At 74.2% G+C, this 15,108-nt stretch carries 13 protein-coding genes; 5 read left to right on the top strand and 8 right to left on the bottom strand.

Annotated features, from left to right (window positions below; all coding sequences use genetic code 11):
- Positions 1-137 precede the first annotated feature (137 nt).
- A complete protein-coding gene (locus ACFVU7_RS32850) occupies positions 138-1,157 on the bottom strand; it encodes a hypothetical protein (protein WP_388048704.1) in 1,020 nt (339 codons plus the stop codon).
- Positions 1,158-1,287: 130 nt separating this feature from the next.
- Here ACFVU7_RS32850 and ACFVU7_RS32845 point away from each other — a divergent pair, with 130 nt between their 5' ends.
- The gene (locus ACFVU7_RS32845; RefSeq protein WP_388048702.1) at positions 1,288-1,887 is read left to right on the top strand and encodes a TetR/AcrR family transcriptional regulator; all 600 of its coding nucleotides are present in this window, start codon (positions 1,288-1,290) and stop codon (positions 1,885-1,887) included.
- Here ACFVU7_RS32845 and ACFVU7_RS32840 read toward each other — a convergent pair.
- On the bottom strand, positions 1,884-2,555 hold the full coding sequence (locus ACFVU7_RS32840; protein ID WP_388048700.1) for a TetR/AcrR family transcriptional regulator: 672 nt from the start codon (positions 2,553-2,555) through the stop codon (positions 1,884-1,886). The genes ACFVU7_RS32845 and ACFVU7_RS32840 overlap by 4 nt on opposite strands.
- Before the next feature lie 115 nt (positions 2,556-2,670).
- On the opposite strand from ACFVU7_RS32840, the gene ACFVU7_RS32835 reads away from it, so the two are divergent.
- Both ACFVU7_RS32835 and ACFVU7_RS32830 read left to right on the top strand, forming a co-directional pair.
- Positions 2,671-3,414 (top strand): SDR family oxidoreductase, encoded by a 744-nt coding sequence (locus tag ACFVU7_RS32835; protein WP_049651400.1) that lies wholly within the window; start codon positions 2,671-2,673, stop codon positions 3,412-3,414.
- 61 nt (positions 3,415-3,475) lie between these two features.
- On the top strand, positions 3,476-3,898 hold the full coding sequence (locus ACFVU7_RS32830) for a hypothetical protein (RefSeq protein WP_388048698.1): 423 nt from the start codon (positions 3,476-3,478) through the stop codon (positions 3,896-3,898).
- 105 nt (positions 3,899-4,003) lie between these two features.
- Here the strand turns inward: ACFVU7_RS32830 and ACFVU7_RS32825 are convergent, their stop codons facing one another.
- Entirely contained in the window at positions 4,004-5,527 is a 1,524-nt protein-coding gene (locus ACFVU7_RS32825; protein ID WP_387966404.1) for a carbohydrate binding domain-containing protein, read from the bottom strand.
- A gap of 345 nt (positions 5,528-5,872) precedes the next feature.
- Between ACFVU7_RS32825 and ACFVU7_RS32820 the strand changes: the two genes are divergently transcribed.
- The gene (locus tag ACFVU7_RS32820; protein ID WP_049658731.1) at positions 5,873-6,826 is read left to right on the top strand and encodes an aldo/keto reductase; all 954 of its coding nucleotides are present in this window, start codon (positions 5,873-5,875) and stop codon (positions 6,824-6,826) included.
- A 28-nt stretch (positions 6,827-6,854) separates the two neighbouring features.
- Here the strand turns inward: ACFVU7_RS32820 and ACFVU7_RS32815 are convergent, their stop codons facing one another.
- From ACFVU7_RS32815 to ACFVU7_RS32800, 4 genes are all read right to left on the bottom strand, one after another.
- Entirely contained in the window at positions 6,855-7,457 is a 603-nt protein-coding gene (locus ACFVU7_RS32815) for a GNAT family N-acetyltransferase (RefSeq protein WP_375875249.1), read from the bottom strand.
- Positions 7,458-7,560: 103 nt separating this feature from the next.
- Entirely contained in the window at positions 7,561-8,244 is a 684-nt protein-coding gene (locus tag ACFVU7_RS32810) for a nitroreductase family protein (RefSeq protein ID WP_049658730.1), read from the bottom strand.
- 160 nt (positions 8,245-8,404) lie between these two features.
- Positions 8,405-10,042: an ABC-F family ATP-binding cassette domain-containing protein gene (locus ACFVU7_RS32805; RefSeq protein ID WP_074002235.1), complete on the bottom strand. Its 1,638-nt coding sequence runs from the start codon at positions 10,040-10,042 to the stop codon at positions 8,405-8,407.
- Between the two features lie 152 nt (positions 10,043-10,194).
- Positions 10,195-11,427, bottom strand: a complete 1,233-nt coding sequence (locus ACFVU7_RS32800; RefSeq protein WP_117487286.1) for a hypothetical protein — start codon at positions 11,425-11,427, stop codon at positions 10,195-10,197.
- A 522-nt stretch (positions 11,428-11,949) separates the two neighbouring features.
- Here ACFVU7_RS32800 and ACFVU7_RS32795 point away from each other — a divergent pair.
- Positions 11,950-13,563, top strand: coding sequence for an ABC-F family ATP-binding cassette domain-containing protein (locus ACFVU7_RS32795; protein WP_388048696.1), 1,614 nt, complete (start codon positions 11,950-11,952; stop codon positions 13,561-13,563).
- A 15-nt stretch (positions 13,564-13,578) separates the two neighbouring features.
- Here ACFVU7_RS32795 and ACFVU7_RS32790 read toward each other — a convergent pair whose 3' ends face one another.
- Positions 13,579-15,015: a S41 family peptidase gene (locus ACFVU7_RS32790; RefSeq protein WP_388048694.1), complete on the bottom strand. Its 1,437-nt coding sequence runs from the start codon at positions 15,013-15,015 to the stop codon at positions 13,579-13,581.
- Positions 15,016-15,108 lie beyond the last annotated feature (93 nt).

Raw genomic sequence — 15,108 nt, 5'->3', positions numbered from 1 at the left:
CGTCGCGGCCGTGGGGGCCATCCCCCGGCGGGGGGTCGGCGGCCGCGCGCGCGGCGCGGCTGCGGGGGGGCGGGTGCGGGCGGGGGGGGGGGTGGGGGGGGCCCCGCCCCCCCCCCCCCGCTTCCGCGGCGGGCGGCTCAGTGGGTGCGGTAGTACTCGGCGACGGCGGAGAACGCCTCCTTCGGGTCCCAGGGCAGGCCGGGGTAGGTGGTTCCCGCGCGGTCCTCGTAGGTCCTGACGACGCCGTAGCTGGCGAGGTCGAGGTCGTCGCGAGGGTCCCCGTCCGGGCGGTGGACGTGGTCGTAGAGGGCGAAGGTGAAGACGAAGGCGGCGTCGACGCCGCCGGCGTCGAAGGCCTCCAGCAGTTCCCGGACGTACGCGGCCTGCCCGGCCTCGTCCCGCTCGTAGACGCCGTCCAGCCGGACCGGGCCCCCGTCGGCGTACTCGACGATGTCCAGGCCGTTCGCGCCCCGGTCGCCGGCGCCGCGGAAGGTGGCGGAGCCGAACTCGGTGACGGCGACCGGCTTGCCCTGGGCGGTCAGGTCGCAGACGCCGCCGGCGAAGCGGTCGGCGGTCTCGGCGGAGCGGTACAGGTCCAGGGAGACCAGGTCGAAGGGCTCCCAGTCGACGCGCTCCAGCGGTACGGCGGCGTACGTGACGCGCCCGCCGAACCGGGCCCGGACGGCGGCCACCGCCTCGGCGAGGAACGCGTTGACCCGGCCGCTCACCGCACCGAGGTGTGCGCGCACCTGCTCGGGCCGGGCGAGCAGGGCGAGGCGCTCGCCGATGCCGGAGCCGGGCAGGAACCCCGGGTTCATCAGGCTGAGTTCGGCGCCGGCGACGAACACCACCTCGGCGCCGCGCCGCCGCAGCCGCTCGGCGCGCTCGGCGCAGTCGGTGAGGAGCGCGAGCATCGCGTCGGTGGTCAGTTCCAGCGGGTAGGGCGAGAACCAGACCTCCAGGCCCAGGTCGGCGGCGTGGCCGGCGGCGAGTTCGATCCGCTCCGGGTCGCCGCCCATGATGCGGACCGCGGTGCAGTGCAGGTCGTCCCGGATGATCCGCAGCTCGCGCTCGACCGCCTCGGAGTCGAACCAGGCGCGGGAGTACGCCCCGTCCCTGATGAAGCCGGTGTCGTAGCTGATTCCCTTGGCGCGCACGTTCTTCCGCCTTTCCGGCGAGAGAGAATTTACGGTACGGCCAGTACCTTAGTTGCCGACGGCCTGGCACGGCAAGAAGGATGGGGAGGGTACGGGCGGTATCGGCGGGCGGACTGGGCGGAGCGAGGGCATGGCCGGGCAGACGCGACGGCGCGGGGCGGCGCTGGAGGAGGCGATCCTGCACGCCGCGGTCGAGGAGCTCGCCGGGGCCGGGTACGCCGGGCTGACCATGGACAAGGTCGCCGCCCGCGCGGGCACCAACAAGAACGCCATCTACCGCCGCTGGCCCAACCGGCTGGCACTCGGCATCGCCGCGTACAAGCAGCTCGCGAAGACCGCCCCGCTCCCCGACACCGGTGAACTGCGCGGCGACGCCCTGGAGTTGCTCCGCCAGGCGAACCGCCACTGGAGCTCCCCGCTGGGCGCCGTACTGCGCGAGCTGCTGGCCGCGGCCGGCGGCGCCACGGAGTTCCTGGCCCAGCTGCAGGACCAGTCCGGCGACGCCGTGGCCGCGCCCTGGCTCACCGTCCTGGGCCGCGCCGTCGCCCGCGGCGAGGCCGCCCCCGAGGCGCTGCACCCCCGGGTGGCGACGGTGGCGATGGTGCTGCTGCGCAACGAGTTCATGGCGCGCGGGGTGCCGACGGCGCCGGACGACGTCCTGGTGGAGATCGTCGACGAGGTGTACCTGCCCCTGGTGCGCGGGCGCGGCCAGGGGTGGCAGCGGGGCTAACGGCCGCGGTTCCCTTCGGTGTTCCCTTCGGTGTTCGCCTCGGCGTTCCCGCTGGCGTTCCCCGTGAGCAGTGAGTCGGCGAGCCGCTCAGCGGTGCCCGCGTCCAGTGGCCCGTGCCCGAGCAGGAAGCGGTACCAGAACACCCCGTAGACCTGGTCGGCGATGAGGTCCGGATCGGCGTCCGCGGACAGTTCGCCGCGCTCGCGTCCCCGGGTGAGGAGTTCGCGCAGCGCGGTGCGGCGGGTGGCGGTGAAGCTCCGCATCAGGTCGGCGAGGTGCGGGTCGCGCGCGGCCTCGCGGGCGACGGTGCGCAGTGCGGGGGCGGTGGTGTCGCGCTGGGCCGCCTCGAAGGTGGTGCTGACGAAGGCGCGCAGGTCGGCGCGCAGGTCGCCGGTGTCGGGGCCGGACACGTCCTGGTCGGCGCGGTCGGTGAGGGCGTCGAGCAGGACGGCGCCCTTGGAGGGCCACCAGCGGTAGACGGTCTGCTTGCCGACGCCGGCCGCGCGGGCGATGGCGTCGATGGTGACGGGGGTGCCGTCGGACTCGGCGAGCAGGCGCAGCGCGGCGTCGAGGATCGCGCGGTGGGCGGCCTCGTTGCGGCGGCGCCCGGTGTGCGGGCGTACCGCCGGGGCGGCCTCGGTGGCCTCGGTGCCCTCGGTCTCGCTCATCGTGCTCCCTCTCCTCCGGTGTGCCTCTCCCCGATCCCCCTTGACAAGACTATCAGTCTCGACAACCATCATTTCCGGAACCGACAGTCTCGACAAGTCGAAAGGCCCCACCACCATGAGCACTGCGTCAACCCCCTTCGCCGGACAGCGCGTCGTCGTGATGGGCGGCAGCTCGGGCATCGGCGAGGCCACGGCCACCGCCTTCGCCGCCGACGGCGCCGAGGTCGTGGTGACCGGCCGCGACCGCGACCGGCTGGACGCCGCCGTCGCCCGGATCGGCGGCAAGACCACCGGGCACCCGCTGGACGCGACCGACCCGGCCGCCCTCGCCGCCTTCTTCGCCACGACCGGCGTGGTCGACCACCTGGTCGTCGCGGTCAGCGGCGCGGCCGGCGCCGGCCCGTTCGCCCAGCTCGACCTGGCCGAACTCGCGGCCGGCTTCGACGCCAAGTTCTGGCCGCAGGTGCGCGTACTCCAGGCGGCGCTGCCGCACCTGCGCGAGGACGGCTCGGTCACCCTGATCACCGCAGCATCGGCCCGCGCCGCCTTCCCCGGCACCGCCGGACTGGCCGCCATCAACGGCGCGCTGGAGGCGATGGTGCCGCCGCTGGCCGTCGAGCTGGCCCCGCTGCGGGTCAACGCCGTCTCGCCCGGCGTGATCGACACCCCGTGGTGGGACCGCGTACCGGCCGAGCAGCGGGCCGCGCTGTTCGAGGGCCTCGCCGCCACCACCCCGGTCGGCCGGGTCGGCCGGGCGGAGGACGTCGCCCGGGCGATCCACCTGCTGGCCGCCAACGGCTTCGTCACAGGTGTGGTGCTCGACTGCACCGGCGGGGCGAACCTCCCGACCGGCCGCTGAGCCGGGCGGCGGGCTGCGCGGAGCCGGCGGTGCTGTCACAGCTCACCCGTACGGTTCGACCGTGAACGTTCCCGAGGTCATCCCCATCAGCCACCGGCCCGACTACCGCACCGACACCATCGGCCGCTGGCAGGGCGGCCAGTTCCTCGCCTCGGCGCTCGGCCTCGGCGCCGGCCGGTACTACGCCGTCCTGCACCGCTTCGACGCCGCCGGCCGCCACCTCGACTCGCGGATACACCCCGCCGGCGAGGCGCCGCAGGCCCGGCTGCTGCTGGCGGAGTGGCTCGACGCCCTGCCCGGCCGCGAGTACGGGGACATCGCGATCGCCCCGTTCGCCGTGCATGTCGACGGCGAACTGTTCGGCCTGGTGCGCGAGGACTACGAACCGGACGAGGTGGACGACGAGGAGGAGCGGGTCCACTTCGAGCTCTACCCCGACGGCCTGGGCTTCGACGCCCCCTGGTGCGGCTGCTACGACACCTGAGCCGCCCCGGGGCGCGTCACTACTCCGCCTCCCGGTAGGCGAGGCCGGTGGCCGGCCGGCCACCGGGCGTGTGGTCGACTGCCCGGCGGCCGGCGGCCGGTGGGATCAGCCCGCGTACTGGCCGAGGATCTTCGCGAACTCGTACGGCTGCTGCGGGATGTTGGTGCACTTGGACAGCGAGCCGCCGGTGCAGGCGTTGGCGTCCCGGGTGGCGTCCCAGAAGGAGAGCATCCCGAGGTGGTTCTGCCGGGCGAAGGCCACCAACTGCTGGGCGTCGGCCTGGTTGTAGACCTGGTGGTCGTCGTTCTCGCCGATCATCGGGGTGACGCCGACCATGGCCCACAGCTGGGCGTCGGTCTTCGCCGGGTAGAGCGCCTTGAGCTGGCCGAACAGCGACTGGGCGGCCTGGACGGCGGCGTTGCCGTAGTCCGTCCCGCTCCGGTAGTAGTCCATCGCCATGATGTTGACCAGGTCGACGGCCACCCCGGCGTCCCGGGCGGACTTGACGATGGCGACGCCCTCGGAGGTCAGGCCCTCGGGCAGGACGGGCAGGGTGAAGGAGACCCTGAGGCCCGGGTGGGCCTGCTGGAGCCTGGCGAGGGCGGCCGAGCGGCGGTCGTTGGCGGCGGTGTCGGCGATGGCCGCGCCCTCGATGTCGAAGTCGACGTAGCGCAGGTTGTAGGCGCTCACCACCGCGTCGTACTCGGCGAACAGCGAGTCCACCGTGGTGCAGGCGGCGGCGAGTTCGGTGCCGGCGGCGCCGCCGAAGGAGACCTTGACGTCGCCGCCGGCCGCGCGCAGCGCGTCCACCTGGTCCTTGGCCCAGGCGGTGCGCGGGTCGTAGGCGTTGAACCAGCTGGCCTTGCAGCCGACGCCGGTGACGAAGCCCATCGTGTAGCCCTTGAGGCCGGCGGCCTTGGCCAGGTCGGGCATCGAGGGGGTCGGCCAGGCGCCCATGTCGATGAACGGGGCGACCGGGAGCGCGACGTTCGGCGCCGGGGTGCCCGGGCCGCCGGTGGGCGTGCCGGTCGGGGTGCCGGTCGGGCTCGGCGGGGTCGAACTCGGCGGCGGGGTGGTCGGGTTGCCGCCGCCCGGGCCGGTCAGGGCGATGTCGTCGGCGAGGTAGCCGCCCTGCCCGTACCAGCCGTGCAGGTACACGGTGACGCTGGTGGTGGCCGCCCCGGTGGTGAAGCTGGTGGACAGCTGCTGCCAGTCGGCGCCGCCGGCGGTCCAGGTGGCCGGGTCGGTGACGCCGCTGCCGGTGGCGCCGAGGTAGACGTACCGGCCCTGCACCCAGGCGCTGAGCGTGTACGTGGTGTTGGGCTGGACGCTGACGGTCTGGCCGCACTGCGCGGTGTCGCTCGCGCCCACCGCCCCCTTGAGCGCGTACGTCCCGCTGTGCGCACCGGAGTCGACCACGCTCCCGGTGCCGGCCGAACAGCTCCACGGGCCGAGCGCGCCGCTCTCCAGCCCGCCGTTGGCGAGCAGGTTGCCGTCGGCGGCGCCGGCGTTCCCGGCGAGGACGGCCAGGCCGCCGGCGGCGAGCGCGGTGGCGGCGGCGAGGCTCAGCAGGGTGGTCCGGCGGGCGGGGCGGCGGTGTGTGGGGGCGTGCTGGGGCGCGCTGGGCATGGGGGTGCCTCTCGGGACGTGGGGGCCGCCCGCGCCGCGAGGGGGAGGCGCGGGGCGGGCGGCGGCCTGGGGTGGTCCGGGGTGGGGGAGCGCGGTGCTGAGCATCAAACTGGACTAGACCAGCTGTGCACGTCAAGCATTTCCCGGTCCCGGACGCCCCGTCAGGGACAGGTTTTAGGAACGGTTAAGACGATGCTGGGCGGCGGCCGCGGCGGGCCCGGGGATGAAGGGGCTTGACCTTGAGTGCACTCCAAGGTGAAAGCTGAGGGCGTTGATCACGCACCACCACGCGAACCACCGCGGCCACCCCACGGGAGCCGCGGAAACCACGACGGGAGCACCACCATGCGCAACGCCTCGTTCGGCACGAGCGGCCCGGAGATCGGCGTCATCGGTCTCGGCTGCATGGGCATGACCTGGGCCTACACCGAGCGGGACCGGGACGACGAGAAGTCGGTCCGGGTGATCCGGCAGGCGCTGGACCTCGGCGTCGGCCTGATCGACACCGCCGACATGTACGGCCCGTACACCAACGAGGAGGTGGTCGGCGCCGCGCTGGCCGGCCCGTACCGGGAGCGCGCCTTCCTGGCCACCAAGGTCGGCATCGTGCCGGGCGGCGCGGGTCAGCAGGAGCGCAACGGCCGGCCCGAGCACGTGCGCCGCTCGATCGACGAGAGCCTGCGCCGGCTGGGCACCGACCACGTCGACCTCTACCAGCTGCACCGGGTCGACCCCCAGGTCCCGATCGAGGAGACCTGGGGCGCGTTCGCCGAGGTCGTCGCGGCGGGCAAGGCCCGGAGCATCGGCCTCTCCGAGGCGGGCGTCGAGGAGATCAAGCGGGCGCAGAGCGTGCACCCGGTGGCCTCGGTGCAGTCCGAGCTGTCGCTGTGGACCCGGGACGCGCTGGCCGAGGTGCTGCCGTACACCGAGGAGCAGGGCATCGCCTTCCTGCCGTTCTCGCCGCTCGGCCGGGGCTTCCTGACCGGCGGCATCACCTCCATCGAGGAGCTGCCCGCCGACGACTTCCGCCGCCGGCTGCCGCGCTTCCAGCACGACGCGCTGCGGGCCAACCTGGCGCTGGTCGGGAAGGTCCGGGCGGTCGCCGAGCGGATCGGCGCCACCCCGGCGCAGGTCGCGCTGGCCTGGGTGCTGGCGCAGGGCCGGTACGTCTTCCCGATCCCGGGCACCAGGACGCCGCGCTACCTGGTGGACAACGTGGGGGCGGCCGGGATCGAGCTCTCGGCGGCGGACCTGGCCGAGCTGGACGCGCTGCCGGCCGCGACCGGCGAGCGCTACTGACGGCGGCGCTGCCCCCGTACCCGCGCCGTCAGCGCTCCCGCACCCACACCAGCTGCCGTCCGGTCTCGCCCGGAGCCCGGACGGCGGCCTCCGCGACCCGGTCCAGCCGGTAGCCGAGCTTGCGCGGGACGGCCGCGCTGGCGCCGTTCGCCCGGTCGCAGCGGATCTCCACCCGGGTGATCCCGGGCAGGGCCAGCGCGGCCTCGGTCAGTGCCCCGGCCGCGGTGGTGGCGATGCCCCGGCCGACGTGCCCGGCGGCGACCCAGTAGCCGATCTCCAGCGCGCCCGGGCCGATCCGCCCGTGCAGGCCGAAGGCGCCGATCACGCCGCCGGGCTCGGCGTCCAGGCCGGCCAGGTACATGAAGTCGGTGCCGGCCTCCCAGGCGGCCGCGCCGGCCCGGGTCAGCTCGGCGGTCCGGGCCCGGGAGGGGGCCTCGGCCGCCCACTCCATCCAGGGCCGCAGGTGGTCCAGGTTGGCGCGGACGGCCTGGTTCAGCGCCGCCGTGTGGCTGCTGCGGCGGCGCCGCAGCCAGAGGCCGCCGGGCAGCCGCAGCCGTTCCGGCGGCCGCCCGGCGGTCGCCTCCACCAGCGGCGGGGCGAGGCCGCAGGGCCGTGGCTGTGCTTGGCTCATGGCGGCGATTATGTCCTTGGCCGGGACCTGTCACCATCGGATATCCCTCTGGTGGCGGGCGCGTCCCCCCGGTGGCGGGCGCGCCCGGCCGCACCCCGGCGCGTCAGAGCCGGACCATCACCTCGTCGAGCTCCTTGCGCCGCAGGTCCGGCACGCGCGCCCCCTCGGCCGGGTAGCCGACCGGGATGACGTACGCGGCGCGCTCCTCCGCCGGGCGGTCGCACACCTCGTTGAGGAACTTCATCGGGCTCGGGGTGTGGGTCAGCGTGGCCAGGCCGGCCTGGTGCAGCGTGGCCAGCAGCAGCCCGACCGCGATCCCCACCGACTCCTTGGTGTAGTACGGGCGCGGCGACTCGGGGCCCTTGTGCACCTCGAACACCACGATCACGGCCGGCGCGTCCTCCAGGAACGGCTTGCGCCAGTCGGTGCCGATCGGGGCGAGCGCGGCCAGCCACTCCTCGGACGCCCGGTGGCCGTAGAACTCGCGCTCCTCGGTCTCGGCCGCCTCGCGCAGCCGCCGCTTGCGCTCCGGGTCGGTGATCACCACGAACCGCCAGGGCTGGACGTGCGCGCCGCTGGGCGCGGTGGAGGCGGTCCGGACCGCCCATTCGACCACCCCGTCCGGGATCGGGCGGGTGGAGTAGTCGCGGACGGTCCGGCGCTGCGCCATCACGTCGTGGAAGGACCTGCTGCGGGCCTCGGCCTCGTGGGCGGGCACCGTCATGGGGGTGAGCGGGACGGTCGGGTGGGACGTCCCCGCCACGGCGCTGTCAGTGCTGTCAACCATGGCGCACAGCACAGCACATGACGGCCCCTCCGGGAGGGGGTTTCCGGGAAGAGGTAGAGACCAATCCCCGGAGACCGATCCCGGAGGCCAATCCCCGGAGGTCAATCCCCGGAGGCCGATCCGGCCGGCGGCCGGTCCCGTTCCCCGGGCCCGGCGGCCCCTACAGCTCGTGCGCCCGCCCGTCCCGGACCTCGATCCGCCGGTTCACCGCCACCGTGTCCAGCATCCGCCGGTCGTGGGTGACCAGCAGCAGGGTGCCGGTGTACGAGCCGAGCGCGGACTCCAGCTGCTCGATCGCGGGCAGGTCCAGGTGGTTGGTGGGCTCGTCCAGCACCAGCAGGTTGACCCCGCGGGCCTGCAGCAGCGCCAGCGCGGCCCGGGTGCGCTCACCGGGGGAGAGGGTGCCGGCCGGGCGCAGCACGTGCACCGCCTTGAGGCCGAACTTGGCCAGCAGGGTGCGCACGTCCTCCGGCGCGAGCTCCGGCACGGCGGCCGCGAAGGCCTCCAGCAGCGGCTCCCCGCCGAGGAACAGCCCGCGCGCCTGGTCCACCTCGCCGACCACCACGCCGGAGCCCAGCGAGGCGCTGCCGCCGTCGAGTTCGAGCCGGCCGAGCAGGGCGGCCAGCAGCGTGGACTTGCCCGCGCCGTTGGCGCCGGTGATGGCGACCCGGTCGGCCCAGTCGATCTGCAGGTCCACCGGGCCGAAGGAGAAGTCGCCGCGCTTGGCGACGGCCGCGCGCAGGGTGGCCACCACCGAGCCGGAGCGCGGCGCGGTGGCGATCTCCATCCGCAGCTCCCACTCCTTGCGCGGCTCCTCGACCACGTCCAGCCGCTCGATCATCCGCTGGGTCTGCCGGGCCTTGGAGGCCTGCTTCTCGGTGGACTCGGTGCGCTTCGCCTTGGCGTTCTTGTCGTTGTCGCTGCTCTTGCGGCGGGCGTTGCGGACGCCGTGCTCCATCCAGTTGCGCTGCATCTGGCCCCGGGCCTCCAGCGAGGCCTTGGTGTCGGCGTACTCGTCGTACTCCTCGCGGGCGTGCCGGCGGGCCACCGCCCGCTCCTCCAGGTACGCCTCGTAGCCGCCGCCGTACAGGTTGACCTGCTGCTGGTGGAGGTCCAGCTCCAGCACCTTGGTCACGGTGCGGGCCAGGAACTCGCGGTCGTGGCTGATCAGCACGGTGCCCGTGCGCAGGCCCTTGACGAAGGACTCCAGCCGCTCCAGGCCGTCCAGGTCGAGGTCGTTGGTGGGCTCGTCGAGCAGGAAGACGTCGTAGCGGGAGAGCAGCAGCGAGGCGAGGCCGGCCCGGGCGGCCTGGCCGCCGGACAGGGCGGTCATCGGCAGGTCCAGCGAGACCTTCAGCCCGAGCGAGTCGGCGACCTCCTCGGCGCGCTCCTCCAGGTCGGCGCCGCCGAGGTCCAGCCAGCGCTCCAGGCCGACGGCGTACGCGTCGTCGGCGCCCGGCCGGCCCTCGACCAGGCCCTCGGTGGCCTCGTCCAGCGCGGCCTGCGCGGCCGCCACACCGGTGCGGCGGGCCAGGAAGTCGCGCACCGACTCGCCCTCGCGCCGCTCCGGCTCCTGCGGCAGGTGGCCGACGTTGGCGCTCGCCGGGCTCAGCCGCAGCGAGCCGCCCTCGGGGGTGTCCAGGCCGGCCAGCAGCCGCAGCAGGGTCGACTTGCCGGCGCCGTTCACGCCGACCAGGCCGATCACGTCGCCGGGGGCGACGACCAGGTCCAGGCCGGAGAAGAGGGTGCGTTCGCCGTGGCCGGCGCTGAGGTCCTTGACTACGAGTGTGGCGCTCATGATGAGCCCGATTGTAGGAGGAGCCGGGCGTCCGGCCGAAAAGACGGGGGCCGCGGCCGTCGCGGCCGCGGCCCCCGGATCACCGCTCAGCGGGTCACCGCGCCGCTCGGAAGACCACTCGGCCTTCGTCGGAGCGGGTCACTCGGCCTTCTTCACTTGGCCTTCTTCGAGAAGTACTCGAACATGTGCTGGGCCACGTCCTCCAGGTACGGACCGGCCTCGTAGGTGTTCGCGCCGTTGCCGATGGAGGTGTCGCTGACCAGGGCGGGCTTGCCGTCCTTGGTCGCGTACCAGCCGCCGCCGCTGCTGCCGCCGGTCATGTTGCAGCCGATCAGCAGCATCGCCGGGCGGCTCGGGTCGCCGGTCTTCTTGGACGGCTTGCCGCCGTCGCAGTGCTCCAGCTCCACGCCGTCGAAGGGCTTGCCCTCCGGGAAGCCGTAGTTGCTGACGGCGCCGACCTGGTCACGCGGGGCGTTGAACCAGAGCGGGACGGAGCCGCCGACGGTCTCCTCCAGCGACTTGCCGCCCGGGCTGGGGTTGGCGACCTTCACGATGCCGAAGTCGTACTGGCTCCACGGGCCGCCCTTCTCCGGGTCGGCCTCCGCGGCCCACTGCGGCGAGACCATGCCGGAGGTGGCGGTCCACTCGCCGTACGGCTCGGCGTCCTCCAGCTTGGCCTGCTTGTTGCCGTTGCTCAGCACGCCGTTGCTGTTGAAGGCCGGGGCGAAGGTGATGTCGGTGTAGTACTTGTTGCCCTTGCCGCCGTGCAGGCAGTGGCTGGCGGTCCACACCAGGTTGCTCTTGCCGGGGTTGGCCGGGTCGGAGACGACGGTGCCGGAGCACACGTAGTCCTCGTTGCCGTCCTTGAAGAAGATCTTGCCGTTGACGTGCATGTTCTTCGGGAACGGGTGCGCCACGGGCTTGGCCGGGACCATCGCGGGCAGCTGGTCCGCGCCGCCGCCACCGCCGGGCTGGGCCGCGGTGGGCTGGGCCGTGGGCGCGGCCGAGGCGGGCGCGCTGGTGGCCGGCGCGGCGCCGGTGGGCTGCGCGGGCGGCTGGGTCCCCTCCGGGGCGGGCTGCGGCAGCGGCTTCGGCTTGGCGTCCAGCAGCTTCTGCAGGGTCCAGTAACCCTTGACCGCCGGGGTGATCACGTTGGCCTGGGCCCACTTGTCCCAGTCCTCCAGCTTCCAGGTCTTCAGCTCTTCGAGCGTCGGAAGCTTGATCGGAGCCGCGCCCGGCGTGCCGGAGGCGCCGGCCGTGACGCCGGGAGCCGCGGTCACGGCCGGGTCGGCGTTGTCGGGGCCGCACGCGGTGGCGACCACCATGGTCAGCGCGACGACGGAGGCGCCCAGGACGGCACGGCCCGGCCGGGATATCGGTGACATGAGTTCAAATCCCCCTGTTGACTACCGCCATGCGGCCCGTTCCCCGGGTGCGGCCCCACTCGGCCGCAGGCATGGCAGGTGAGGAGTCTGCCATGCGTCCGGGGGACTCCCGAATTCCGCACCGGACCGGGACGGGGCCGTCACCGGATGGGCACGGGATCGGCACCGGGGGCCCGTCGCGGGGCGGTCCCGGGGGTGCGCCCGGCGGGTCGCGCGGTGGTCGCGGCGGGCCCGGCGGCCGGTAAATCGGTTGCACGCCCCGGGCGGGCTGCCTAGCGTGGTCCGGGTCATCAGCCAGACAAGGAGAAGGCCGTTGCTCTACTGAGGTCCCGGGACACCGCCCCCGCCGCGCAGGCCCTGCTGCCGTCGCGCGGTGCGCGAGTGTGCGACCTCAGTCACGGCCCGTGGCACTCCTCTGCGTGACGCCACCCCTTCGTTCCCCCGGCCGTGCCCGGTTTCCGCACCCGCGGTGTCTCCCCGTGTTGCTCACCACCCCTTCGGCAACCACCCCGGGAGGCCTGTATGGCACACCACCCCACCACCACCGCCGTCCTCTGCACCGAGCTCTCGTTCGAGTGGCCCGACGGCAAGCCCGTCCTGGACGGCTTCCAGCTCGCCGTCGGCCCCGGCCGCACCGGCCTGATCGGGCTCAACGGCGCGGGCAAGTCCACCCTGCTGCGGCTGATCGCGGGCGAGCTCACCCCGACCGGCGGCACCGTCCGGATCGACGGCGAACTCGGCTACCTGCCACAGGGGTTGACGCTCGATACCACCCTGCGGGTGGACGAGGCGCTCGGCATCCGGGCAGCCCGCGAGGCCCTGCACGCCATCGAGTCCGGCGACACCGACCAGCGCCACTTCGACGCGCTCGGCGACGACTGGGACGTCGAGGAGCGCGCCCGCGCCACCCTCGACCGGCTCGGCCTGCACCGCCTCGGCCTCGACCGGACCACCGGCGAACTCTCCGGCGGCGAGGCCGTGCTGCTGCGGCTGGCCGCCCTGCTGCTGGCCCGCCCCGACGTCCTGCTGCTCGACGAGCCCACCAACAACCTCGACCGGGCCGCCCGCGAGCGGCTCTACGAGACGGTGGCCGGCTGGAACGGCGTGCTGCTGATCGTCAGCCACGACCGCGAGCTGCTCCGGCACGTCGACCAGATCGCCGACCTCCGGGACGGCGAAGTCACCTGGTACGGCGGCAACTTCGAGGAGTACGAACGCACCCTCGCGGCCCAGCAGGAGACGGCCGAGCGGCTGCTGCGCAACGCCGAGGCCGACGTCCGGCGCCAGAAGCGGGACTTGGCCGAGGCCCGCATCCGGCTGGACCGCAGCGCCGCGTACGGCAAGAAGCGCTCGGTCACCCGCAACGACCCGCACATCTTCGCCGGGATGCTCAAGCGCAAGGGCCAGGAGACGGCCGGCCGGCTCCAGGGCATGCACACCGAGCGCCTGGAGGAGGCCAAGGCCCGGCTCGACGCGGCCGAGGAGGCCGTCCGGGACGACGCCGAGATCCGGATCGACCTGCCGCGCACCGCCGTCCCGGCCGGGCGCACCGTGCTCACCCTGGACAGGGTCCGGCTGCCCCACGGCACCACCGCCGACCTCGACCTGCGCGGGCCCGAGCGGATCGCCCTGGTCGGCCGCAACGGCGCCGGCAAGACGACGCTGCTGCGCACCATCGCGGGCGAACTCGCCCCGCCGGCGGGGGAGGTCATCACCCCGGTGCCGCTGCGGCACCTCCCGCAGCGGCTCGACCTGCTGGACGAGGAGCGCTCCGTCGTGGAGAACGTCAAGCTGCTCGCCCCCACCGCCGGGGACAACGCGGTCCGCGCCCGACTCGCCCGCTTCCTGTTCCGCGGCGCCCGGGCCGACCAGCCCGCCGCCACCCTCTCCGGCGGCGAGCGGTTCCGGGCGACGCTGGCCGCCCTGCTGCTGGCCGACCCGCCGCCGCAGCTGCTGCTGCTCGACGAGCCGACCAACAACCTGGACCTCGCCAGCGTCCGCCAGCTCACCCAGGCGCTGTCCGCGTACCGGGGCGCGCTGATCGTGGCCAGCCACGACCTGCCGTTCCTGCGCGGCCTGGGCCTCACCCGGTGGCTGGAGCTGGACGGCGAACTGCGGACGGTGGAGCCGATGTAGCGCCTACCGCTGCTCCTACCGTTGCTGCTCCTGGTCGTTCTCGGCGTTCCCCTGGTCGCCGTGGTCGCCCTGGCTGCTTTGGTTGCCTTGGGCGTCCTCGGTGAGCATCCGGCGGGCCGTGCTCAGGGCCGAGTCCCTGAGCGCGGCCAGCTCGTCCGGGGTGAACACCGGCGTGCGGACGTTCGGCGGGATGCCCGGGCCGTCGAAGGTACTGCCGTTCCTGGTCAGGTACTTCTCGTTCGGCAGGACGGCCATGAACTCCGGCGAGAGCGACTTGATCATGATGTCGGAGAAGACGCCCTGGGTGTTCTCGCCGACCCGGAGCACCCGCGGGGAGCGGCCCGTCATGGCCTGGGTGAAGGTCTCCGCGGCGCTGGTGGAGATCGAGGAGGTGAGCACCGCCACCGGCCCGGTGAAGTGCCCGCCCGCCGACGGCCGTACGGTGATCGGCTCGGGCCGGGTGAACTTCGTCGGGTCGGCCGGGTCGTTGCGCGCCACCTTCCGGTAGGCGACGTACGGGCGGTCGGTGAGCCGGGCGGCGATGTGCAGCCCGAGCGCGTCCGAGCCGCCGCCGTTCAGCCGCACGTCGACGACCAGGCCGGTGGGCCGGTCCGGGCCGGCCAGCACGGCGTCCAGCGCCCGGTCCAGCTCGTCGACCTGGCTCCGGAAGTCGCCGTCGGTGTAGCCGTCGAAGCTGCTCACCCGGAGGTAGCCGAGGCCGTCCGGGAGCCGGCCCACGCCGAGCCGGCCGCCGGCGAACTGCTGCTCCGGGCCGGTGAGCTGGGCCGCCGAGGCCTGCAGGGCCCGCGCGGTCAGCTCCGGGGTCTGCACCGTCGAATCCGGCCGCTGCCCGCCGAAGACCTCCTTGGCGCGCCCGTCGACCACCCGGGCCAGCCCGGTGTGCGCGTCGCCGAGCGGGCCGAGCATGTCCGTGAAGACGTCCTGCAGCCGGTCGGCGGTCGTCGCCGGGGTGATCGTGGGCCGCTTCTCGTCCCGGACGGCGTGCCAGTCGATGCCCTTGGCGGCGAAGAACGGGTAGTTCTCCTCGAAGTCCTCCCAGAACCGGTCGAAGACCGCGAGCGGGTCGTTCGGAGCCGGCCGCGCGCACAGCGGCGGCAGGGCGTCCAGGCGGGTGAGCGACTTGGTGCCGACCCCGCTCTCCTCGCGTTCCACGGCCCGGTTCCGGCCCTTGGGGGTGAGCGTCATGGCGAGGTTGCCCACGGTGTAGCGGGTGGTGCCGTCCGGGCCGGGCTCCGAGGCCTGCGTCCCGGTGACCCACCCGGGCAGGCAGCTGTGCGCGGTCACGTCGTAGGTGGTGACCCGGCCCCCGGAGACCGCGATCAGCAGGCCGTAGCCCTCCGTCCGCCAGACCCCCTCCAGCGGGTTCCCCCGCCCTTCCTGCGCCGCGGCCGCCCCCGGTGCCGCCAGCCCCACCGCCGTCGCGAGGGCCACCGCCGCGGCCGCGGTCCTGCCGACGCCGTTTCCGGTCCTGCTGCGTGCCGTTCCCGTCGTGCGCCCTGTTCCCGTCGTGCGTCCTGTTCCTGT

This window comes from Kitasatospora sp. NPDC058046, assembly GCF_042885595.1.
Taxonomy (GTDB): Bacteria; Actinomycetota; Actinomycetes; order Streptomycetales; family Streptomycetaceae; genus Kitasatospora.
Note: the sequence above shows the minus strand (reverse complement) of the source record. Positions and strands in the feature narration are given on the sequence as shown.